Below are 21,589 nucleotides of genomic sequence, written 5' to 3'. Positions count from 1 at the left end.
GGCCGGCCCCGCTAAATCCGCCGGGCTGCATGGACGGCGGCGGCGGAGCCATTGCCGACCAGCCAGGCCCAGCCGCGCAGCAATGCGCCGGGCGGTGCATCGGCGGCCTCCCGCGCCTCGTCCCGATGCTCCACTTCCTCCGCCTGGCAATGCGCCAGCAGGGCGCGGATCTCCGGAAAAATGCGCTCCGCGTCCAGCCGGTCGATCTGCGCCTGGTAGTGGTGGTCGACGAAGGTCTCCACCGCATCGATGGTGGCGTAGATGGCGCGATTGCCGGCCAGTGCCGGCAGCGCGCCGGTCAACCAGCCCGCCACCCGCCAGATCGGCAGCAGCACGCTGCGCTGGCGCGGCGGCAGCAGGCCTTCCAGCAGGTCGAGATGCCCCTGTTCCGTTGCGGCGTGGCGCTGCGCGAAATCGCGTACGGCCGGGTCGCGGGCGACGGATAAAATGCCGCGATAGATCATCACGGCGCCGGTTTCCCCGGCATGGTCGGAACGCAATTCGCCGACCAGCCAGTCCGGCAGGTCGGCGTTGGCAACAGGCGGTGGCATATGGGTCATGGCCGCCCGGAGATGGTCCGGACGGCGCCGACCGCAAGCCGCGTCAGACGCGCATCGGCATCAGCACATACAGCGCCTCGGGCTTGGCGCTGTCGGTGACGATGGTGGGCGCGGAGCCGTCGGAGAAGCGGAATTCCACCGTCTCCACGATCTGGTCGGTGATGTCGTTCAGGTAGCGGGCCTGGAAGCCGATCTCGAGCGGGCCGCTTTCGTAGCTCACCACATCGCCATCCAGCTCCTCCTGCGCCTGGCCCAGCTCGGCGCTGGCGGCGGAAAGCAGCAGGTGGTTGCGATCGATCGAGAGCTTTACCGGCCGCGACCGCTCGCTGGAAATACCCGCCACGCGCCCCACGGCTTCCGCAAAATCCTTCTTCTGGACCCGGAGGATCTTGTCGTTGCCGCGCGGAATCACCCGCTCATATTCGGGGAAGGTGCCGTCGATCAGCTTGGAGGTGAGCTGCACCGCGCCCAGGGTGAAGCGGATCTTGGTGTCGGAGAGCGCGACGGCGATCTCATCCGTCACTTCCTCGGCCAGCTTGCGCAGCTCATTCACCGTCTTGCGCGGCACGATCACGCCCGGCATCCCGGCCGCCCCATCCGGCAGCGCTTCCTCGACGCGGGCCAGGCGGTGGCCATCCGTCGCCACGGCGCGGAGCACCGGGGCACCGCCGCTTTCGGTGGCGTGGATGTAGATGCCGTTCAGATAGTAGCGCGTCTCCTCGGTGGAGATCGCGAATTTGGTGCGGTCGATCAGCTCCCGAAGCTGGCCGGCCGGCAAGGCGAAGCGGTGCGGCAGCTTGCCCTCGGTCATGGAGGGGAAATCCTCCACCGGCAGCACCGACAGCTTGGCGTCGAAACGGCCGGCGCGCAGCGTCATCTGCGCATCGCCACCCGGATGGTCCAGTTCCAGCTTGGCGCTGTCGGGCAGCTTGCGCACCAGTTCGAACAGGGTGGCGGCCGGGGCCGTGGTGCGGCCGGGGCGGGCCACGGTCACGCCGGGCACATCCTCCACCACCGCGATTTCCATATCCGTCGCGGTCAGGCGCAGCCCGGCCTCCCGCGCTTCCAGCAGCACATTGGCCAGGATCGGGATGGTATTGCGCCGCTCCACGACGCTCTGCACATGCGCGAGCGCCTTGAGCAGCACCGCCCGGTCCACCGTGAATTTCATGGCACCTGGATTCCCGATTTCTGGCGGCGACAGGCCGACCCTTACCCGCACCGCGCGGAGGGGCATTCTAACAGGCTGGAATCAGGCTTTGAAGGGCCGGTCTCCGGCCCATTTCACCGTCATCCGCGGAACGAAGGCGCCTGGACCAGCAGGCAGAGGATCTGGAACATGGCCTGGGCGCCGATCTGGGCGGTGGCGGTGCCGGCATCGTATTGCGGCGCCACCTCCACCACATCGCCGCCCACCACATCCAGCCCGGCCAGGCCGCGCAGCAGTTGCAGCACCTGCAGCGGCGTCAGCCCGCCGACCTCCGGCGTGCCGGTGCCGGGCGCGAAGCCGGGATCCACCGCATCCACGTCGAAGGAGACATAGATGGGGCCCGTCGCCACCTTCCGGGCCAGCTCCAGCACCGCCGGAACGCCCATCTGAGCAAATTCGTGCATTTGAATCAATGTCATGCCGCTGGCCGTCGAAAACTCCCAGAGGTAGCCGGCGCCGCCGCGGATGCCGATCTGGATGGTGCGCTCCGGGTCCAGCACGCCCTCCAGCACGGCTTGCCGGAACGGGCCGCCATGGTGGAAGCGGCTGCCCTCATACTCGCCGCCGGTATCGGCATGGGCGTCGATATGCACCATGCCCAGCGGCCGCCCGGCGCCCAGCGCCTTCAGCATCGGCAGGCTGATGGAATGGTCGCCGCCGGCCGCCACGGTCCGGATGCCCGCCGCCCGCAGCGCCCCAAAATGGCTTTCGATATCGGCATGGCAGGATTCGAGGGAGAAGCGGGAGGCCATGGGCACGTCGCCGATATCCGCCACCCGCGCCTCGGTCAGCGGCGCCATGTGCAGGGCCGGCTCATAGGGCCCGATGCGCTCCACCCCCCGGATCGCGCGCGGGCCGAGCCTGGCACCGGCCCGGTTGGTGACGCCGAGGTCCATCGGCACGCCGACCAGCCCGATCTCGGGTGCGTTGTCGAAGGGGTCAGCCTGGAAGGGCGCGCCGCAGAAGGTGGCAAGCCCGGCAAAGGGCCAGGCGCGGCGGTCGCCCTGGAACTGGGTCTCGATGATGCGGCGGAACAGCGGGTCTTCGCTCTCCGACCCCGCGCCGAAACGCGCCTTCAGCGCCGCCAGCCTCTCCGCATCCATCCGCACGCCTCCCAAACGCGAAGCGCCCGGTCAGGGGGGTGACCGGGCGCCAACGCTCATCACTTCCGATCGGAATGGTCGGGCGAGCCGGCAGGGGAACCGGCCGCGTCCGCCGGCGATAGTCGGCCGGCCCGGCCATCATAGCGCGAGCAGGGGCCGATAGGCAAAAAAACTTGTGAGTCGCCCGGCGACCCGCCCCCGTCAGGCAGCACGCTGGGCGGCAGCGGGGCGTCGGCCCGCCGCCCAGGCGGCGGTGGCGGCGCCAAAAGCCTCGAAGATCACGCGGGACCGCGCATCCTGTTCCCAGTCATATTCGGGGTGCCATTGCACGCCCATGCAGAAGCCCGGCGCATCGGCCACGCGCACCGCCTCGACGGTGCCATCGGGCGCCCAGGCCTCCGCCACCAGGCGCGGCGCCAGGCGGCAGACGCCCTGGTTGTGCAGGGAATTCACCGGCACCGCCTCCGGCCGCACGCGCAGCCCGGCGGCGGCCCAGATGCGGGCGAGCTGGCCATCCGCGGCGATCCGCACCGCATGCGCCTTGCCGGTCCGCACCCCGGGCAATTGCTGGTCGGAGGGGGTGGAATGGTCGATCCGGCCCGGCAGGTCCTGGATCCGCTGGTCGAGCGACCCGCCGAGGGCCACGTTGAGTTCCTGGAAGCCGCGGCAGATCGCCAGAACGGGCAGGCCGGCGGCGATGGCGGCGCGGATCAACGGCAGGGTGGTCGAATCCCGCTGCGGATCCTCCGGCGTGCCCTCGGCATGGGCGGGGCCGTCATAATGGTCGGGATGCACATTGGACCGGCTGCCGGTCAGCATCAGCCCATCCAGGCGGGGCAGGATGTCCGGCACCAGCGCCTCCCCGGCCGCCGGCAGCAGCACCGGCACGGCGCCGATGGGTCCGAGCGAGACCCGAACGTAACTGTCCGAGGCGGCATGGTTCGGCGTGCCGAACAGGCCAAAGGCTTTCACACAACAGGAGATACCGACCATGGCGCGCATGCGTGAAATGTCATGCCCGTCTGTGGCGGGATCAAGACAATCTTTGGCCGGATGGGGGCGCGCCGCACGCATGGCAGACCTTCGCTGCCACTTTTCGCGGCGGGTGGCGCCCAAAGGACTGGCGAAATTACGCGCGGGAAGGCTCGCCGGGCCATGGTCGCTGTTGCGCGCGCCACGCCAGCCCGCACAATGCGACCCTCTGATGGAGGGCGTGGGCATGTTCAGGCGTCGCGAGGTTCTGGCCGGTTTGGGCATGGCGGGTTTGACCGCCGCATCGGGCGCGCAGGCGCAGGCCGCCTGGCCCGAAAGGCCGCTCCGCTGGGTCGTCGGCTATCCGCCCGGCGGCGCCTCGGACGCCTTCGCCCGGTTGATCGCGGCGCAGATGACGCCGCGCCTCGGCCAGAATGTGCTGGTGGAGAACCGCCCGGGCGGTGGCGCCGTGCTGGCGAGCGAGATCGTCGCCCGCAGCCCGGCCGATGGCTATACCTGGATGCATGTCGACAACGGCATCCTGGTCTACAATCCGGCCCTGTATTCGCGGCTACCCTATAATCCGGACCGGGATTTCGCCGGGGTCGGCTTTATCGGGCGCTTCCCGCTGTACATCGTGGTGCGGGCGAGCGATCCAATCCAGGATTTCGCCGGGCTGGTCACCGCGTCGAAGACCCGCGCGCCCACCTATGGCACGCCGGCCGTCGCCTCCCCCCACCACCTGGCGATGGAACTGGTCAAGCGCCGCACCGGGCTGGCGGCGGAACATGTGCCCTATCGCGGCGGGCCTGCGGCGATGCAGGACCTGCTGGGCGGCAATGTCGATGTGGTGGTGATCGACACCGCCACCGGCACGCCCTTCATCCGCGACGGCCGCGTGCGCGCGCTATGCGTGATGAGCGAAGCGCGCAGCGCCCTGTTCCCGCAGGTGCCGACCCTGGTGGAGCTCGGCTTCGCCGACACCACCGCCTATGGCTGGCAGGGCATGAGCGTGCCCGCCGGCACCCCCGCCCCGATCATCGCCCGGCTGGCGGAGGAGATGGTGCGCGCCATGACTTCGGCTGATATCGCCCGCCGCCTCGCCGATCTCGGCATCGAGTACCAGCCCTGGACCCCGGTGCAGTTTGGCGAATTCGTGCAGCGGGAGAATGCGGTCTGGCGGCCGCTGATCCGGGAGTTGGGGATCCGCCTCGACGGCTAGGATCACCATTACCCGACCGGGCGGCGGGAGAAGAGCAGGTCGGCATGAGTCAGCCCGACCAGGCCGCCCGCCGCCACCGGGCGAAGGCCCCGCCCGGTGATCTCCTGCACATGGGTCAGGCCGAGGCCGTGCAGCCAGGCCTCGAAGGCCCCCACATCCTCCCGCGCACCCATCATATGGGTGTCCCATTCGGTCACCAGGATCAGGTCGGGGGAGCGGCGGATCAGCGCCTCCGCCCCGCGCAGCGCCTGCGGTTCGCTGCCCTCGCAATCCAGGCGCATCAGATGCGCCTCCGGCATCTCATGCAGCACGTCGTCGATGCGCACGCCCCGCGCCTCGAAGCGTTCCGGATAGCCGGCCACATTCTCCGCCAGCGCCACATGGCCGCTGCCGATATGGGAAGGATGCACGGCGAAGGCGATGGGGCCCGGCTCCGCCACCGCGGCGGCCTCATGCACCGTGACCCGGCCATTGAAGCCATTCACCGCGACGCTGTCGCGCAGCAGGGCCAGCACTCGCGGATTGGCCTCGAAGGAATGCACATGGCCACCAGGGCCAACGGCCTGGGCCATCGCCAGGGTGTGATAGCCCATGCTGGCACCGACCTCGACCACCTGCGCGCCCGGCGTCAACAGGCGGCGCAGCAGTCGCTCCACATGGCGTTCCCACTCGCCGGACAGGGCGATATGCGGCGTCATGCCGATATCGCGCACATCGAGGAAGATCTTCAGCCCCGAATGGGTCAGCGCCACCGCCCGATTGCCGAGGAAGCAATAAGTGTCGCGCTGCGCCGGCACGGCCCGGACCGGCACCTTGCGGGGGGGGAAGATGCGTCTGAACAAGCTTGGGCCACCTTCGGTACAAGGTCTTCGCCGATCACCATAGCGGTCTCGCCGCGACGGCCAAGCCCGGCGGCTTCAACCGCCCGTTAGAGCATGACGCGTTCACCTTCGTTCCCGCATCAGCTCGGACTTTTGGGTCGCATGATTCAGATCATCAGTGCCTTCGCACGCGCGCTCATCATGCCTTAAGCGTCATCATGCCATGATCGTCCGAACGGCAGCCGCTGCCGCCGACCAGCGCGGCACGAATGGCCGCAACGCCAGGACGGCGCACCCGAGACCGGGAGCCCTCCGCCATGACCGCCGCCCTCGCCACACCCTTTGCCACCTGGGCCTTCCGCGCCCGCACCCCGGTACGCGACTTCCTGCGCAAGCTGCGCCGCTGGCTGAGCTATCGGCCGGAGCGCCGCTATCTTGGTGGGCGCAGCCAGCCGCGCTGAATCAGAAGCGCCGCATCACGGGGCCAGGTGCCGGATCGGCAGCCCCACCGCCTCCGCCACCAGGGTCCGGTGGCATTGCGCCGGGTCGGCCTCCAGGCACAGCAGGCAGACGGGTTCCGCCCTTGCCTGGGCGCTGAGCGCGGCCAGCGCCGCCTGGCCTTCCAGCCCGGCGAGCCTGGCGCCGAAGATGCGCCGCATCTCCGCCGGCCGACCGGCGCGCGCCGCCGCACGCCCTTCCGCCGGCGTGCCGAGCGCCGGCACGTGCTGATAGGCGATGCCCGCCTCCGCCAGCGCCGCGCCCAGCGCCCGCTTGGCGAAGCCGGGCTTGCGACTGTTGGCCAGCGCCCGGACATCGACCAGCGTGGTGACGCCCGCCGCCCGCAGCGCCGCGATCAGCCGCGCCGGTGTCGCCTCCTCATAGCCGATGGTGAAGACCGGCCCCGTCATGTCTACTTCGGCAGGGCGGCATGCGCCGCGAGGCAGGCGAGGTCGAGGATCTGGTTCACCCCGGCCTCCATCCCCACGATCTGCACCGGTGCCGACAGGCCCATCAGCAGCGGGCCGATGGTCTGCGCGCTGGTCAGCCTGGGCGCCGCCTTGGTCAGGATATGCGCGGCGTGAAGCCCCGGCATCACCAGCACATTGGCAGGACCGGTCAGGCGGCAGAAGGGATACAGCGCGGCGCGCAGCCCCGGGTCCAGCGCCACGTCGGCGGCCATTTCGCCGTCATATTCGAAATCCACCTGGCGCTGGTCCAGCAGCTTCACCGCATCGCGCACGCTGCCGGGGATGCTGCCCTTGGGATCGCCGAAGGTGGAGAAGGCGAGGAAGGCGACGCGCGGCTCATGCCCCAGGCGCCGCGCGGCGGCGGCGGCCTGGGTGGCGATCTCGGCCAGAGTCGCGGCATCCGGGCGTTCATGGATGGCGGTATCCGCCACCAGCACCGTGCCAGAACGCCGCGCCAGCATCAGGGTAAGCCCGAACAGCACCGTGCCCGGCGCCGGATCGATCGCGGTCAGCACGCCTTCCAGCGCAGCGGCGTAGCTGCGGGTCGCGCCCGTGACCATCGCATCCGCATCGCCGGCCGCCACCATGCAGGCGGCGAAGACGTTGCGATCGAGATTGACCAGGCGCTGGCAGTCGCGCAGCAGGAAGCCTTGCCGCTGCCGCCGCGCATAGAGCCATTCGGCATAGGCGCCGTTGCGATGCGACAGCCGCGCATTGTGGATCTCGATCCCCTCCGGCATCGGTATGCCCAGGCCGGCCACCACCGCATTCACCCGGTCCTCCCGCCCCACCAGCACCGGGGTGCCGTAGCCGGCATTGCGGAAGGCGATGGCGGCGCGGATCACCCGTTCCTCCTCGCCCTCGGCGAAGACGACGCGGCGCGGATTGGCCTGCACCCGCTCGGCGATCGCCTCCATCGCATGGGCGGTGGAATCCATCCGCCCCGCCAGGTCGCGGGCATAGCGGTGCAGGTCGAGGATCGGTTTGCGCGCCACGCCGCTGTCCATCGCCGCCTTGGCGACGGCGGGCGGGATGCGGCTGATCAGGCGCGGGTCGAAGGCATTGGGGATGATGTATTCGGGTCCGAAGCGCAGCGACTTGCCGGCGCCGGCACCCGCCACTTCCTCCGGCACATGCTCACGCGCCAGCAGGGCGAGTGCATTGGCGGCGGCGACCTTCATGGCGTCGTTGATCGTGGAAGCCCGGACATCCAGCGCGCCCCGGAAGATGAAAGGGAAGCCGAGGACGTTGTTCACCTGGTTCGGATAGTCGCTGCGGCCCGTGGCGATGATGCAGTCCGGCCGCACCGCGCGGGCCTCATCCGGCGTGATCTCGGGGTCCGGATTCGCCATGGCGAAGATGATCGGATGCGCGGCCATGCTGCGCACCATCTCCGGCGTCACGGCACCCTTCACGGACAGGCCCATGAAGCAGTCGGCGCCTTCCATGGCCTGCGACAGGGTGCGGCAGGCCGTGTCGGCGGCATGCGCCGACTTCCACTGGTTCATGCCTTCGGTGCGGCCGCGATAGATCACGCCCTTGGTGTCGGCCAGGATCACATGCTGCGGGTGGATGCCCATGGCCTTCACCAGCTCGGCGCAGGCCACCGCCGCCGCGCCGGCGCCGTTGATCACCAGCTTCACGCTTTTCAGGTCGCGGCCGGTCAGGTGGCAGGCGTTGATGAGGCCGGCGGCGGCGACGATCGCCGTGCCGTGCTGGTCATCGTGGAACACCGGGATGTCCATCAGCTCGCGCAGCCGCTGCTCGATGACGAAGCATTCCGGGGCCTTGATGTCCTCCAGGTTGATGCCGCCGAAGGACGGGCCGAGGTAGCGGACGCAATTGACGAAGGCGTCGACATCCTCCGTGTCCAGGCAGAGGTCGATGCCGTCGACATCGGCGAAGCGCTTGAACAGCGCGACCTTGCCCTCCATCACCGGCTTGCTGGCCAGGGCGCCGAGATTGCCGAGGCCGAGCACCGCCGTGCCATTGCTGATGACGGCGACGAAATTGCCCTTGCTGGTATAGTCATAGGCCAGCGAGGGGTCCTTGTGGATGTGCAGGCAGGGCGCCGCCACGCCCGGGCTATAGGCCAGCGACAGGTCGCGCGCCGTGGTCAGCGGCTTGGTCAGCCGGATCTCCAGCTTGCCCGGCCGGCCCTCGGCATGCATTGCCAGCGCTTCCTGGTCGGTGATGCGGGCGGTGCGGGTATCCGCCAGCGCCTCGCCCGGTTCCTTGCGCGCGTCATCCATGGTGCGTGTCTTCCCCAACTCACGTCTCTCCCCCCTTCATTGCAGCCCAGGGCTGGCCTGGGAAGACAGCCGCTTCGCAGCTGCGTTCTGGGGCTTTGGCGGCGTAAGCACACAACACTCTTCGCAGCGCGGGCATGGCGGTCTAGGGATGCAGGGTGACGAGCCCCGACGACATCCCGCTGGCCGAAGGCGCCACCCCCGCCCTCGCCCAATGGTTCGTGGCGAAGAATGCGCATCCCGATGCGCTGGTCTTCTTCCGCATGGGCGATTTCTTCGAGATGTTCTTCGGCGATGCCCGCATCGCCGCCGATGCGCTCGACATCGCCCTGTCCTTCCGCGGCGAGCATCGTGGCGAGCCGGTACCGATGTGCGGCGTGCCGGTGCATGCCTGGGAATCCTACCTCGCCCGGCTGATCCGCCAGGGCCACCGGGTCGCCATCTGCGACCAGATGGAAACGCCGGAACAGGCGAAGAAGCGCAAGGCCACGACCCTGCGGCGGGAGGTGGTGCGCGTGGTCACCCCGGCCACGGTGACGGAGGACGGGCTGCTCGACGCCGCCCGCCCCGCCTGGCTGCTGGCCCTGGCCGAGGTGGGGTCGGGCTTCGCCGCCGCCTGGATCGATGTCTCGACCGGCGGTTTCGAGACCATGGCGCTGCCCCGCGACGAACTCGGCGCGCTGCTGGCGCGGATCGAACCGGTGGAGGCCTGCGCGCCGCGCGAACTGGCCGAACTGCCCGACCTCGCCCAGCGCCTGCCCGGCCGCATCGCCGAACGCGCCCCGCCGCGCGACCCGGGGCGCTTGCTGCGGGAGGCTTTCGGTGTCGCCACGCTGGACGGTTTTGGTCGCTTCACCGAGGCCGAGCTCGCCGCCGCCGCCCTCGCCTTGTCCTATGTGCGGGAAACCCAGGCCGGCGCCCTGCCGCGCCTGGACCCGCCGCGCCCGCAGGCCGGCGCGGCCGGCACGCTGGCGCTGGATGCGGCGACGCGGCGCAGCCTGGAGATTCTGCGGGATCAGCGCGGCGGCACCGAGGCCACATTGTTCGTGGCCGTCGATCGCACCCTGACCGCCGCCGGCGCGCGCGAGCTGGCCGCACGTCTCTCGGCGCCACTGGCGGAGGCGGAAGCGGTCGGCGCGCGGCATGACGCGGTGTCCTTCCTGCTGGAGGCGGAGGCGGTGCGCGCCGCCCTGCGCGCGGCGCTGAAGGGCGCCCCCGACATGGCCCGCGCCCTCGGCCGGCTGGCGCTGGATCGCTTCTTCCCGCGCGACCTTGGCGCGCTCGCCCATGGATTTGCGCGGGCGGAGGCGGTGCGGGCGGCACTGGCCGAGGCCGCCCTGCCGGGCCCGCCGCTGATCGAGGCCGCACAGGCGGCGCTGCGCCTCGATCCGGGTCTGACGGAAGAGTTCGGCCGCGCGCTGAACCTGGAAAAAATGCCGGCCCGGCTGGAGGATGGGGGGGTGATCGCCGCCGGCTATGACGGCGAGCTCGATGCCCTGCGCCGGCTGCGCGATGGGGCGCGGGAGGCGGTGGCGGCCCTGCAGATGGAGCTCGCCCAGGCCTGGGGCGTCGCCAGCCTGAAAATCCGCCACCACCAGCAGTTCGGCTTCCTGGCGGAGGTGCCGGCGGTGGCCGGCCAGAAGCTGGTGCAGGCCCCGCCCGCCAGCGGCGCCATGGCGCCGATCCATCGCCAGACCATGGCCAATGCCATGCGCTTCACCTGCACCGCGCTGGCCGAGCTGGACCGCAAGGTGGCGGAGGCCGGGGAGCGCGCCACCACCCGCGAACGCGCCTGCATCACCCATCTGAAGACCCTCGCCCTGCGGCACGGCAGCCAGGTGGCGGAAGCGGCGCGCGCCCTGGCGGAGCTGGATCTGCACGCCGCCGCCGCGACGCTGGCCGCCGAGGGCGGCTGGTGCCGGCCCGAACTGACGGAGCGCGCCGAATTCTGCATCACCGCCGGGCGGCACCCGGTGGTGGAGGCGGTGCAGAAGCGTGCCCGGGGGCCGGCCTTCGTCCCCAATGACTGCGACCTGTCGCCCGGCCGCCGCCTGTGCCTGCTGACCGGCCCCAACATGGCCGGCAAATCCACCTGGCTGCGGCAGAATGCGCTGATGGTGGTGCTGGCGCAGTCCGGGCTTTTCGTGCCGGCAACTGCCGCAAGAATGGGGCTGGTGGACCGGCTGTTCTCCCGCGTCGGCGGGGGCGACGACATCGCCGGCGGGCGATCGACCTTCATGGTGGAGATGGCGGAGACGGCCGCCATCCTGAACCAGGCCACCGCCCGGTCCCTGGTGGTGCTGGACGAGGTCGGCCGCGGCACCGCCACCTGGGACGGGCTGGCCATCGCCTGGTCGGTGCTGGAGGCGCTGCACGACCGCATCCGCTGCCGCGCCATTTTTGCCAGCCATTTTCATGAACTGACGGCGCTCGCGGGCCGCCTGCCGGAATTGCAGCTCGCCCGGATGCAGGTGCGGGAATGGCGGGGGGAGGTGGTGTTCCAGCACCTGGTCGGCCCCGGCGCCAGCGAGCGAAGCTGGGGCGTGCATGTGGCGCGGCTGGCCGGCGTGCCGCGCCCCGTCCTGAAACGCGCGGCGGAGGTGCTGGCGGCGCTGGAGGCCCGCGCCCGGGCTGGCGGCGCCGATACCCTGGCCGAGGAGCTGCCGCTGTTCGCCCAACCCCTCCCGGCCAAGGCCGTGCCGCCCAGCCCGCTGCACGCGGAGCTTGCCGCGATCGACCTGGATGCGCTCTCACCGCGAGAGGCGCAGGATGCGCTCTACCGGCTGAAGGCGCTCGCGGCTGGAAAAGACGATACGTCGGCGGAAGTTGTCGCAGCGCAGCAAGAGAACCCTGTTGCTGAGACAGGTGACACGGTAGTGTGACAGGAATGATCGCCAGCCTCGGCCAACCGCCCACCCAGGCGGCCGCACTCGCGCTACCCGCCGAACCGCCCGAGGTCCTTCCGGACCTCATCGCAGGGCTGGTCGAGGCCGGTCGCCCCGTCGCCCGCGACATCGCCCTCGGCCTGCTCCGCCGACAATTGGGCCGCATCCAGGGCCGGGTGCAGCGGGCCTTCGAGGCGCATGACCTGTCCGGCCTGGGCGCCGCCCGTTGGCTGGCGGCGCTGACCGATGGGCTGGTTTCCGCTATCCACGCCTATACGCTGGCAAGCTGTACTAGCGCGACGGAGGCGCCGCCCGAACCGCCCTTCGCCCTGATCGCCACCGGGGGCTATGGCCGCGGCGTCCTGGCCCCCTATTCCGACATCGACCTGCTGTTCCTGTCGGACCAGCCGCTCGGCCCGCAGGGGCGGCGGTCCGTGGAATTCCTGCTCTACCTGCTCTGGGATCTCGGGCTGAAGGTGGGGCATGCCACCCGGACGCTCGCCGAATGCCTGGAGGATGCGCGCGGCGACGTCACCATCCAGACCGCGCTGATCGATGCCCGCTTCCTGGCCGGCGAACGCCCGACCTTCGAGCGTTTCGAGGCCGCCTTCGCCGCCGCCCGCCAGGCCAGCGGCCTCGCCCCCTTCCTGGCCGCGAAACGCGCGGAGCGCCAGGCCCGCCACGCCCGCTATGGCGAAAGTCCCTTCCTGGTCGAGCCGCATGTGAAGGAAGGCCGCGGCGGGCTGCGCGACCTGCAGACGCTCTACTGGCTGGCGCGCCATGCCTTCGGCGTGCAGCGCATGCCGGAACTGGTGGGGGCGAACAGCCCCGGCGGCGGGCTGCTGACGCCGCAGGAGGCCCGCGCGGTGCGCCGCGCCTGGAACTTTCTCTGGACCGTCCGTTTCCACCTTCACTACGTGACCGGCCGTGCCGAGGAACGCCTGACCTTCGACCTGCAACCCGTCGTCGGGGCCCGCATGGGATACACACGACATGGTGTGCAGGACGGCGTCGAGCGCTTCATGAAGCACCTGTTCCTGACGGCGCGGGACGTGGTGCGCCTGACCCGCCTGCTGGAACCGGCGATCGAGCGCGCGGCGCTCGGCCCCCCCGCCGTGCTGCCGGCAGGCGACGCCGCCCTGTCCCAGGCCGGGATGGCGCTGGCCGATGGCAAGGTGCTGTTCGCGCCGGAGCGCAATATCGCCGAGGACCCCGCCATCATGCTGCGCCTGGTGCGCGCGGCGCGGGACCGCAACCTGGAAATCCACCCCCTCGCCCACCGCGCCCTGATCCGCAACGCCCGCCATGCGGTGCAGCTGCGGGACGACCCGCCGGCCAATGCGCTGTTTCTCGACCTGCTGACCGGCCGCGACCCGGCGCGCTTCATGCGGGTGCTGAACGAGGTGGGCTTCCTGTCCCGCTTCATGCCGGATTGGGCCCGCATCGTCGGGCTGATGCAGTTCGACACCTACCATGTCTTCACGGTGGAGGAGCACACGATCGAGGCGATCGGCGTGCTGTCCCAGCTCGAAGGCTCCGCGCTGAACGAGATCGCGCCCGTCGCCTCGGAGCTGATCGGCCAGATCCAGTCGCGCCGCGCGCTGTATGTCGCCGTGCTGCTGCACGACATCGCCAAGGGCCGCGGTGGCGACCATTCGGAACTCGGCGCTCAGGTGGCGCAGGAGATCTGTCCCCGCCTCGGCCTTTCGCCGGAGGAGACGGAGACCGTCTCCTGGCTCGTGCTGAACCACCTGCTGATCAGCCAGACCGCCTTCAAGCGCGACATCGACGACCCCAAGACCATTCTGGACATCGCCGAGACCGTCCAATCCCCCGAACGGCTGCGCCTGCTGCTGGTGCTGACCGTCGCCGATATGCGCGCGGTCGGCCCAAAGGTCTGGAACGGCTGGAAGGCGACCCTGCTGCGCGAGCTGTACTGGCGCGTGGCAGAAGTTCTGGCCGGCGGTCTCTCGGTGCCGGAACGCGACACCCGCGTGGCGCGCGCGCGCGCCGCCGCCGCCAGCCTGCTGACGCACCAGACCCAGGCGGAGACGGACTTCTTCCTCGGCCTCGGCTATCCCGGCTACTGGCTGTCCTTCGACCCCGAGACCCATGCCCGCCATGCGGAGATGATCCGGGAGGCGGAGGCGGAGAATGCGCCGCTGACGGTCCGGTCCCGCGTCATCGAGGCCCGGTCGGTCACCGAGGTCACCGTCTACTGCTCCGACCATCCCGGCCTGTTCAGCCGCATCGCGGGTGCGCTGGCCGTGGCCGGTGCCTCCATCGTCGATGCGCGCATCCACACCATGACCAATGGCATGGCGCTGGATACCTTCTGGGTGCAGGACGCCGCCGGCGGCGCCTTCGACGCACCGCATCGCCTGGCGCGGCTCTCCGTACTGATCGAACAGGCGCTGTCCGGGCGGCTGCGGCTGGAGGCGGAGATCGCCAAGCTGCGGCGCGAGCCGGCGCGGCTGCGGGCGGTGACCATTCCGCCGCGCGTGGTGCTCGACAACCACGCCTCCAACACCCACACGGTGATCGAGGTGAATGGCCGCGACCGGCCCGGGCTGCTGCATGCGGTGACGACGGCGATCAGCGGCCAGGGGCTGCAGATCGCCAGCGCGCATATCACCACCTATGGCGTGCGGGCGGTGGACGTCTTCTATGTGAAGGACGTGTTCGGGCTGAAGGTGGAGAACGAACGCAAGCTGGCGGCGCTGCGCAGCGCCCTGCTGGTGGCGCTCGGCGCGCCGGACATGCCGAATGACGGGGCCGTGCGGATCGTGTGATCCCGGCGGACCGGTCTCTTGACCGGTCCGAGCGTCCGAATGGGCGCCGCGGTCACGCGGTAGGGCCGTTGATTGAATCTGGCACGTATTGGGAAGGTTTCTTTATCGGAAAGGTGGCATGAAGCCGCCTCAGCCGAAGGAAATGCCCCATGATCCGCCCGATTCCCGCCCTCTGCGCCCTTCTGCTGCTCGGCGCCTGCGCCCAGGCGCGGGTCGAACCGCTGGCCGCCGCGCCGGCACCCGCCGCCGGCCAGGCCGCTACAAGCCTGCCGGCCCCGGCGCAGATCGTGGTGGAGCGCTTCCGGCTCGACCCCAGCCGCGTCACCCTGGACAGCGCACCGCTGCTGCGGGCGCGGCGCGCGATGGGCGGCGACGACACCGCCACCCGCCGCGCGGCGGCGGATGAAGCGATCGCCGGCTTCCAGACTGCCCTCGTCGCCGCCCTGCGCGAGCGCGGTTTTGTCGCCGTGCCGGCCGCCGAGGCTGGCACCGCCTCGCCCCGCCTTCTGGTGCGCGGCAACTTCACCGCCTTGCAGGAAGGCAACCGTGCCCGCCGCACCGTCGTCGGCTTCGGACTCGGCGCCAGCCGGGTGGCGGGCGATGCGGTGCTGGCCTTCCAGGACGGGCCGGCGACCGAGCCGCGCCAGGTGGACGGCTTCGCGCTGGATGCCGATAGCGGCCGCATGCCGGGCGGCGTGATCGGCGCCGGCCGTGGCGCGGCGGTGGTGGTGGCGGGCACCGCGGTCCGCGGCGTGATGGGCGAGACCCGTGGCCCGCAGGAAATCGGCACCCTGGCCCGCGGCGCCGCCGACCGCATCCTGGCCTTCGCCACGGCGCAGGGCTGGCGCTGAAGCGACGGCCGTAATTGCGGCCTGGGGTGGGATGCGCGCAGGATACCACCCTCCCCAGGCCGAAGGTCCCGCCGATGCGCCGCACCCTCCACCTCGCCGCCCTGCTGTTGCCGCTGTTCGCCACGCCTGTCCTCGGGCAGACCACGCTGCGCATCGGCATTGGCGCCGATCCGAACATGCTCGATCCGGCGCAATCCAGTTCCTTCGTCGAACGCGTGGTCTTCGCCGCCATGTGCGACAAGCTGGTGGATATCGGGCCGGATCTGCAGTTCCGCCCGGAACTCGCCACCGCCTGGGAATGGGCGCCGGATGGCCGCGCACTGACGCTGACGCTGCGCGAGGGCGCGCGCTTCCAGGACGGCACGCCGATCGACGCGGCGGCGGTGAAGGCCAATCTCGACCGCTACCGCACCGCGCGCGAAAGCCGTCGGCGCACGGAGTTGCAGCAGGTGACATCGGTGGAGACGCCGGATGCGCGGACGGTGCGCCTCGTGCTCTCCGCCCCCTTCGCGCCGCTGCTTTCCGTGCTGGCGGATCGCGCGGGCATGATGCTGTCCCCCGCCGTGCTGCCGCTGGCCGAACGGGTCTGGGAGAACCCCATCTGCTCCGGCCCCTTCCGGCTGACGCGCCGCGTGGCGCAGGACCGGATCGAGATGGAAAAATTCGCCGGCCATTGGAACGCCGCGAACATCCATGCCGATCGTCTGGTCTTCCTGCCGATCCCCGACAACAACGTCCGTCTGCTGAACCTGCGCGCCGGCCAGCTCGACCTGATCGAGCGCGTGGCGCCGGTGGACCTGCCCTCCGTCGAGCGTGACCAGCGGCTGCGGCTGGTGGCGGGGGATTCCATCGCCTACCAGACCATCAGCATCAATGTCGGGCATGGCCCGCTCGCCGCCGGGCCGCTCGGCAGCGATGCACGGGTGCGGGAGGCTTTCGAGCGCAGCATCGACCGCGCCATCATCAACCAGGTGGCGCTGGAAGGCCGCTTCACCGCCAACAACCAGGCGGAGCCGCCCGGCACCGCCTATCATTTCCCCGAACTCGCCGCGCCGCCGCGCGACCCGGCCGCGGCGCGCGCCTTGCTGCGGGCGGCGGGGCATGAGCGGGTGGCCTTCACGCTGAAGGTGCCGAACCAGCCGACCGAAGCGCAGGTGGCGGAGATCATCCAGTCCATGGCGGCGGAAGGCGGCTTCGATATCCGCATCGAATTGATGGAGGCCGGCGCGCTGGTCGCCGCGACGCAGCGCGGGGACTACGAGGCCTCGGTGAACATCTGGTCCGGCCGGCCCGATCCGGATGGCAATATCGCCCCCTGGGTCGCCTCCAACGGCTTCCTCAACCGCGGCAAATACGTGAATGCGGAGGTCGATGCGCTGTTCGCGGCGGCGCGCGCAGTGACGGAAACCGCCCGGCGCCAGCCGCTGTATCGCCAGGCGGCGGCGCTGTGGATGGCCGACCGGCCCTATCTGATGCTGTACCACTACCGCTGGTTCTGGGCGATGCGGCGCGGGGTGGAGGGTTTCGTGCCCAGCCCGGATGGCATCATCCGCTTTGCCGGGCTGCGGGTGGGCAGGTAGCGCCCACGAAAAAGGGGCGGTCCCTGCGGACCGCCCCCTTGCTTCGAAGCGATGGCTTCGATCAGCCGCGGAAGCCGGTATCCGTGCGCTGTGCCGCCGCGCCGACCGGCACCCAGACGGTGCGCTGGCTCTCGCCGCTGCCAACCGTCACGGCGCGCACGCCCTCGCGGCCCTGCTGGACGAAGCTGTTATCCGTGTGGCGGATATGCACGCTGCCATTCGGCTCCTCGGTCACCGTCACGGCGCCGCCGCCGACGATGTTGCGCGCCGGGCCGGGGCCATAGACCACCTCGGCATTCTCGCCGCTGCCCACCACCTGCGGGAAGTAGCTGTTCTCGGCGATGGTCTGGGCGGAGGCCGGGATGGCCAGGGCCAGGGTGCCGGCGGCCAGGGCGGCGGCGGCGATATGATGGAAACGGGTCATCTCATTCTTCCTTCTTCGTGCGGTCGCGGCGGGGATCGCCGCGGCCCGGTCGCTGTTCAGGGATGCGGGTTCAGCCGCCGGTGGGGCCACCGGCCTGCGCCAGCAGGCGGAGGCTTTCGGCGGCCGGAACCCAGGCGGTGCGCTGGCTCTCGCCACTGCCGACGGTCACCGGGACCAAGCCGGCAGGCGCCCGCTGGGCGAAGCTGGGATCGGTGTGGGTGACGCGCCAGGCACCGTCATGGCCGGTCGCGATGGTCACGGCACCGCCGCCCACGATGTTCTGCGTCGCTGCCGGGCCATACTCCACGGAAGCATTCTCACCAGTCCCGACCACGCGGGGGTAAGTAACGTCGTTCGCCAGGGCCGGCACGGCGAAGCTCAGGGCTCCGGCTGCGAACAGCGCGTTGGCGATGCGGTTGATGGGGTTCATCGTCGTATCCTTCGTCATACTTGCTGATGCCCTCCGCGACATTGGCGGTCCGCTTCAGCGTTGAGCGTGAGATAGTCCGCACCCCTTCGCACCACCAATCGGCACACCGCATCGCCGCCATCACCGAAAGCGATGACACGGGCGCGTGAGCACGGTTGCGCCCGCCCCTGTTGCGACAGGATGCGCGCGCTTCCCTCGCCACCGGCCGCGCGCTACCTCTCGCATCAGGAGAAACCCGTCATGACCGTCCTGGCCGATGAGACCGCCCGCCTGCTCGATACCGCTGCCCGTGCCGCCCGTGAGGCCGCGCGCAGCCTGAGCGTGGCGCCGCGACCGCAGCGGGACGCGGCGCTGATGGCGGCGGCGGCGGCGCTCCGCGCGCGCGCAGCGCTGGTGCTGGCGGCGAATGCCGAGGATCTGGCGGCCGCACCCGACCTCACCCCCGCCTTCCGCGACCGCCTGGCGCTGACGCCCGCGCGGGTGGAGGCGATGGCCGCGGCGGTGGAGGAGGTGGCGGCGCTGCCCGATCCCATCGGCCGCGTGCTGGCCGAATGGACACGGCCCAATGGGCTGGTGATCCGCCGCGTGGCGCAGCCGCTCGGCGTCATCGGCATGATCTATGAAAGCCGCCCCAATGTCGGTGCCGATGCCGCCGCGCTCTGCCTGAAGGCGGGCAGCGCCGTGATCCTCCGTGGCGGCAAGGAATCCCTGCGCAGTGCCGCCGCCATCCATGGCTGCATGGTGGAAGGGCTGCGCGCCGCCGGCCTGCCGGACGCCGCCGTGCAGGTGGCGCCCACCGCCGATCGCGGCTTCGTCGGCGCCATGCTGCGCGCCGCCGGGCTGATCGACCTCATCATCCCGCGCGGCGGCAAGGGCCTGGTGACGCGGGTTCAGGCGGAGGCGCGGGTGCCGGTGCTCGCCCATGCCGAGGGCCTCTGCCACACCTATATCCATGCGGCCGCCGACCCGGCCATGGCGCGGCAGGTGCTGGCCAATGCGAAGATGCGCCGCACGGGGGTGTGCGGCTCCACCGAGACCCTGCTGATCGACGCCGCCATCGCGCCGACCCTGCTGCCGCTGCTGGTCGCCGACCTGCGCGCCCTGGGCTGCGACTTCCGCGCCGAGGCGGGCGCCCGTGCCATCCTGCCCGAGCTGCCCCCGGCGACGGAGGCGGATTTCGGCACCGAATGGCTGGACGCCATCCTGTCCGTGAAGGTGGTGGATGGCGTGGAAGCGGCGCTGGACCACATCGCCCGCTTCGGCAGCGAGCATACCGAGGCGATCATCACCCAGGACGAGGCCGTGGCGCGCCACTTCCTGGACAATATCGCCTCCGCCGTCGGCATGTGGAACGCCTCCACCCAGTTCTGCGACGGCGGCGAATTCGGCTTCGGCGCGGAGATCGGCATCGCCACGGGCCGGCTGCATGCGCGCGGGCCGGTCGGGCCGGAACAGCTCTGCACCTTCCGCTACCAGGTGATCGGCACGGGGCAGACACGTCCCTGACCACGCCCGCCAAGGGGAAACGTCGCCATGAAGAAAGCCACCGCCGCGATGCTCGCCGTGCTCGCCACCCCGCTCACCGCCCCTTTGGCCGCCGCCACCTGCCCGGAGCCGGCGGAGGTGGCGCGCCTTGCCGCCGCCATCCTCGACCGCCGCGCGCCGCCGGCCCCACCGGTGCTGGACATGGCGGCGGCAGTCTGCGCCCGCAACCTGCTGGTGGCGGCGCTCGCGCAGCCCTGGGGCGACCGTGCCGGCTGGAAGGTGGGGCTGACCAATGCCACGGCGCAGGCGCGTTTCGGCGTGCCGCATCCGGTGGCCGGCGCCATCTTCCACGGCACGCTGCGGGCACGGTCCGGCGCCGAGATCCCGGCCGGATTCGGCATCGTCCCCGCCGTGGAAAGCGACCTGCTGGTGCGGGTGCGGGATGAGGGCGTGAACGAGGCCGGCGCCGATCCCGTCGCCCTGCTGCGCCACCTGGATGTGGTGATTCCCTTCATCGAGCTGCCCGACCTGGTGCATGGCGCCGGCACCAACTGGTCCGGCCCGCTGCTGGTCTCGATCAATGTCGGCGCCCGGCTTGGCGTTCTCGGCGATGAAATCCCGGTGCAGGCGACGCCCGCTTTCGCCGCCGCGCTGGCCGATATGCAGGTGGTGCTGAGCGCCGATGGGCAGGAAGTGGCGCGTGCCCCCGGCCGCGCCCTGCTCGGCCATCCGCTGGCGGCGCTCGCCTGGCTGGTGGAGGATCTGCGCGCCCAGGGGCTGCGGCTGCGGGCGGGCGAATATGTCTCGCTCGGCGGTTTTTCGCCCGCGCTGCCGGCACAGGCGGGGCGCGACTATACGGCGACCTATACGGGGCTGCTGACGCAGCCCGTCTCGGTCACCGTCCGCCTGCGATGAGGCCGTGACCCTCAATCCCTGGGGGGATCGCCGGCGGCGGCGCATCGGCCTGCTCGGCGGCAGCTTCAACCCGGCCCATGCGGGGCATCTGCATGTGGCGCGGGCAGTGCTGCGGGCGCTGCGGCTGGATGAGGTCTGGCTGATGGTCTCGCCGGGCAATCCGCTGAAGCCGGCGCGCGGCATGGCGGGCTTCGCAGCGCGGCTGGCCTCGGCGCGCGCGATCGCCGATGGCCAGCGCATCCGCGCCACGGGGATCGAGGCGGCGATGGGCACGCGCTACAGCATCGACACGTTGAAGGCGCTGCGGCGACGCTTTCCGCGCGCGCGTTTCGTCTTCGTGATCGGCGCCGACAATCTGTGGCAATTGCCGCGCTGGCAGGGCTGGCGCTGGATCGTGGCGAAGACGCCGGTGGCGGTGCTGCCGCGTCCGGGCTGGACGCGAAAGGCCTTGGCCGGACAGGCGGCGCATGCTTTGGCACGGCACCGCAGGCGGCCTGGCGCGTTGCTGGCGGAGGGGGCGCGCGACGTGGCGCATGCGCCCTGGTGTTTCGTGGCCACCACGGAGCATGCCGCTTCCGCCACGGCGATCCGTGCCGCATCAGGCGCGGCGTGAATCGCTTTTCTGTGCTACAGCGCCGGCAACAGCATTTTCCATGAAGAGGAGGCGGCCATTCCCCGCACGCCCAAAACCCCCGAGTCCACGACCGGGGAGCCCGTGACCCCGCAGCGCCCGACCGCCATGGCCGCCCGCGCCGCCGCCCCCGCGCGCCGCACGGCCGCGGCCGCGGCCAAGCCAGCGGCGAAGCCGAAGGCTGCGCCCAAGACCGCCGCGAAGCCGAAGGCTGCTCCCAAGACCGCCGCAAAGGCCAAGGCGCCCGCCAAGGCCGCCGCGAAGCCGAAGGCCGCTCCCAAGACCGCCGCAAAGGCGAAGGCGCCCGCCAAGGCCGCCGCGAAGCCGAAGGCCGCTCCCAAGACCGCCGCAAAGGCCAAGGCGCCCGCCAAGGCCGCCGCGAAGCCGAAGGCTGCTCCCAAGACCGCCGCAAAGGCCAAGGCGCCCGCCAAGGCCGCCGCGAAGCCGAAGGCCGCTCCCAAGACCGCCGCAAAGGCCAAGGCGCCCGCCAA

19 protein-coding genes are annotated in these 21,589 nt (G+C 71.0%); 10 read left to right on the top strand and 9 right to left on the bottom strand.

Annotated features, from left to right (window positions below; all coding sequences use genetic code 11):
- Positions 1-11 precede the first annotated feature (11 nt).
- From JJQ90_RS12685 to JJQ90_RS12670, 4 genes are all read right to left on the bottom strand, one after another.
- A complete protein-coding gene (locus tag JJQ90_RS12685) occupies positions 12-560 on the bottom strand; it encodes a demethoxyubiquinone hydroxylase family protein (protein WP_216875895.1) in 549 nt (182 codons plus the stop codon).
- A gap of 43 nt (positions 561-603) precedes the next feature.
- Positions 604-1,731: a DNA polymerase III subunit beta gene (dnaN, locus tag JJQ90_RS12680; RefSeq protein WP_216875893.1), complete on the bottom strand. Its 1,128-nt coding sequence runs from the start codon at positions 1,729-1,731 to the stop codon at positions 604-606.
- 119 nt (positions 1,732-1,850) lie between these two features.
- Positions 1,851-2,873: an agmatinase gene (gene speB / locus JJQ90_RS12675; RefSeq protein WP_216875891.1), complete on the bottom strand. Its 1,023-nt coding sequence runs from the start codon at positions 2,871-2,873 to the stop codon at positions 1,851-1,853.
- Between the two features lie 201 nt (positions 2,874-3,074).
- A complete protein-coding gene (locus tag JJQ90_RS12670; RefSeq protein WP_216875889.1) occupies positions 3,075-3,875 on the bottom strand; it encodes a gamma-glutamyl-gamma-aminobutyrate hydrolase family protein in 801 nt (266 codons plus the stop codon).
- 217 nt (positions 3,876-4,092) lie between these two features.
- Between JJQ90_RS12670 and JJQ90_RS12665 the strand changes: the two genes are divergently transcribed.
- Positions 4,093-5,067: a Bug family tripartite tricarboxylate transporter substrate binding protein gene (locus JJQ90_RS12665; RefSeq protein WP_216875887.1), complete on the top strand. Its 975-nt coding sequence runs from the start codon at positions 4,093-4,095 to the stop codon at positions 5,065-5,067.
- 8 nt (positions 5,068-5,075) lie between these two features.
- On the opposite strand, the gene JJQ90_RS12660 is transcribed toward JJQ90_RS12665, so the two are convergent.
- On the bottom strand, positions 5,076-5,909 hold the full coding sequence (locus JJQ90_RS12660) for an FkbM family methyltransferase (RefSeq protein ID WP_216875885.1): 834 nt from the start codon (positions 5,907-5,909) through the stop codon (positions 5,076-5,078).
- Between the two features lie 296 nt (positions 5,910-6,205).
- Here JJQ90_RS12660 and JJQ90_RS12655 point away from each other — a divergent pair, with 296 nt between their 5' ends.
- Positions 6,206-6,349, top strand: coding sequence for a hypothetical protein (locus JJQ90_RS12655; protein WP_216875883.1), 144 nt, complete (start codon positions 6,206-6,208; stop codon positions 6,347-6,349).
- A gap of 15 nt (positions 6,350-6,364) precedes the next feature.
- On the opposite strand, the gene JJQ90_RS12650 is transcribed toward JJQ90_RS12655, so the two are convergent.
- Both JJQ90_RS12650 and JJQ90_RS12645 read right to left on the bottom strand, forming a co-directional pair.
- Positions 6,365-6,796 (bottom strand): DUF488 domain-containing protein, encoded by a 432-nt coding sequence (locus JJQ90_RS12650; RefSeq protein WP_216875882.1) that lies wholly within the window; start codon positions 6,794-6,796, stop codon positions 6,365-6,367.
- A 2-nt stretch (positions 6,797-6,798) separates the two neighbouring features.
- Positions 6,799-9,108: an NADP-dependent malic enzyme gene (locus JJQ90_RS12645; protein ID WP_216875881.1), complete on the bottom strand. Its 2,310-nt coding sequence runs from the start codon at positions 9,106-9,108 to the stop codon at positions 6,799-6,801.
- Positions 9,109-9,263: 155 nt separating this feature from the next.
- Here JJQ90_RS12645 and mutS point away from each other — a divergent pair, with 155 nt between their 5' ends.
- From mutS to JJQ90_RS12625, 4 genes are all read left to right on the top strand, one after another.
- Positions 9,264-11,987, top strand: a complete 2,724-nt coding sequence (mutS, locus tag JJQ90_RS12640; RefSeq protein WP_216875879.1) for a DNA mismatch repair protein MutS — start codon at positions 9,264-9,266, stop codon at positions 11,985-11,987.
- A gap of 5 nt (positions 11,988-11,992) precedes the next feature.
- Complete coding sequence (locus tag JJQ90_RS12635) at positions 11,993-14,782, top strand: [protein-PII] uridylyltransferase (protein ID WP_216875877.1); 2,790 nt, start codon at positions 11,993-11,995, stop codon at positions 14,780-14,782.
- 149 nt (positions 14,783-14,931) lie between these two features.
- The gene (locus tag JJQ90_RS12630) at positions 14,932-15,633 is read left to right on the top strand and encodes a DUF4410 domain-containing protein (RefSeq protein ID WP_216875875.1); all 702 of its coding nucleotides are present in this window, start codon (positions 14,932-14,934) and stop codon (positions 15,631-15,633) included.
- Between the two features lie 74 nt (positions 15,634-15,707).
- A complete protein-coding gene (locus tag JJQ90_RS12625; RefSeq protein ID WP_216875873.1) occupies positions 15,708-17,213 on the top strand; it encodes an ABC transporter substrate-binding protein in 1,506 nt (501 codons plus the stop codon).
- 61 nt (positions 17,214-17,274) lie between these two features.
- Here the strand turns inward: JJQ90_RS12625 and JJQ90_RS12620 are convergent, their stop codons facing one another.
- Positions 17,275-17,637, bottom strand: a complete 363-nt coding sequence (locus tag JJQ90_RS12620; RefSeq protein WP_216875870.1) for a hypothetical protein — start codon at positions 17,635-17,637, stop codon at positions 17,275-17,277.
- Positions 17,638-17,707: 70 nt separating this feature from the next.
- Positions 17,708-18,067 (bottom strand): hypothetical protein, encoded by a 360-nt coding sequence (locus JJQ90_RS12615; protein WP_216875868.1) that lies wholly within the window; start codon positions 18,065-18,067, stop codon positions 17,708-17,710.
- A 240-nt stretch (positions 18,068-18,307) separates the two neighbouring features.
- Here JJQ90_RS12615 and JJQ90_RS12610 point away from each other — a divergent pair, with 240 nt between their 5' ends.
- The 4 genes from JJQ90_RS12610 to JJQ90_RS12595 all read left to right on the top strand — a co-directional run.
- Complete coding sequence (locus tag JJQ90_RS12610; protein WP_216875866.1) at positions 18,308-19,573, top strand: glutamate-5-semialdehyde dehydrogenase; 1,266 nt, start codon at positions 18,308-18,310, stop codon at positions 19,571-19,573.
- A 27-nt stretch (positions 19,574-19,600) separates the two neighbouring features.
- A complete protein-coding gene (locus JJQ90_RS12605; RefSeq protein WP_216875865.1) occupies positions 19,601-20,467 on the top strand; it encodes a 2-keto-4-pentenoate hydratase in 867 nt (288 codons plus the stop codon).
- A gap of 4 nt (positions 20,468-20,471) precedes the next feature.
- Entirely contained in the window at positions 20,472-21,080 is a 609-nt protein-coding gene (locus tag JJQ90_RS12600; RefSeq protein ID WP_216875864.1) for a nicotinate-nucleotide adenylyltransferase, read from the top strand.
- 102 nt (positions 21,081-21,182) lie between these two features.
- On the top strand, positions 21,183-21,589 hold a 407-nt coding region (locus JJQ90_RS12595), incomplete at its 3' end, for a hypothetical protein (RefSeq protein WP_216875863.1).

It is taken from the genome of Falsiroseomonas oleicola (genome assembly GCF_019029495.1).
Lineage (GTDB): Bacteria > Pseudomonadota > Alphaproteobacteria > Acetobacterales > Acetobacteraceae > Falsiroseomonas > Falsiroseomonas oleicola.
Note: the sequence above shows the minus strand (reverse complement) of the source record. Positions and strands in the feature narration are given on the sequence as shown.

Bases quoted from the DNA above. Each gene is read 5' to 3' on its own strand.
- JJQ90_RS12685 (WP_216875895.1), bottom strand. From the start codon at position 560: ATGACCCATATGCCACCGCCTGTTGCCAACGCCGACCTGCCGGACTGG.
- dnaN (WP_216875893.1), bottom strand. From the start codon at position 1,731: ATGAAATTCACGGTGGACCGGGCGGTGCTGCTCAAGGCGCTCGCGCAT.
- speB (WP_216875891.1), bottom strand. From the start codon at position 2,873: ATGGATGCGGAGAGGCTGGCGGCGCTGAAGGCGCGTTTCGGCGCGGGG.
- JJQ90_RS12670 (WP_216875889.1), bottom strand. From the start codon at position 3,875: ATGCGCGCCATGGTCGGTATCTCCTGTTGTGTGAAAGCCTTTGGCCTG.
- JJQ90_RS12665 (WP_216875887.1), top strand. From the start codon at position 4,093: ATGTTCAGGCGTCGCGAGGTTCTGGCCGGTTTGGGCATGGCGGGTTTG.
- JJQ90_RS12655 (WP_216875883.1), top strand. From the start codon at position 6,206: ATGACCGCCGCCCTCGCCACACCCTTTGCCACCTGGGCCTTCCGCGCC.
- JJQ90_RS12650 (WP_216875882.1), bottom strand. From the start codon at position 6,796: ATGACGGGGCCGGTCTTCACCATCGGCTATGAGGAGGCGACACCGGCG.
- JJQ90_RS12645 (WP_216875881.1), bottom strand. From the start codon at position 9,108: ATGGATGACGCGCGCAAGGAACCGGGCGAGGCGCTGGCGGATACCCGC.
- JJQ90_RS12635 (WP_216875877.1), top strand. From the start codon at position 11,993: ATGATCGCCAGCCTCGGCCAACCGCCCACCCAGGCGGCCGCACTCGCG.
- JJQ90_RS12630 (WP_216875875.1), top strand. From the start codon at position 14,932: ATGATCCGCCCGATTCCCGCCCTCTGCGCCCTTCTGCTGCTCGGCGCC.
- JJQ90_RS12625 (WP_216875873.1), top strand. From the start codon at position 15,708: ATGCGCCGCACCCTCCACCTCGCCGCCCTGCTGTTGCCGCTGTTCGCC.
- JJQ90_RS12620 (WP_216875870.1), bottom strand. From the start codon at position 17,637: ATGACCCGTTTCCATCATATCGCCGCCGCCGCCCTGGCCGCCGGCACC.
- JJQ90_RS12615 (WP_216875868.1), bottom strand. From the start codon at position 18,067: ATGAACCCCATCAACCGCATCGCCAACGCGCTGTTCGCAGCCGGAGCC.
- JJQ90_RS12610 (WP_216875866.1), top strand. From the start codon at position 18,308: ATGACCGTCCTGGCCGATGAGACCGCCCGCCTGCTCGATACCGCTGCC.
- JJQ90_RS12605 (WP_216875865.1), top strand. From the start codon at position 19,601: ATGAAGAAAGCCACCGCCGCGATGCTCGCCGTGCTCGCCACCCCGCTC.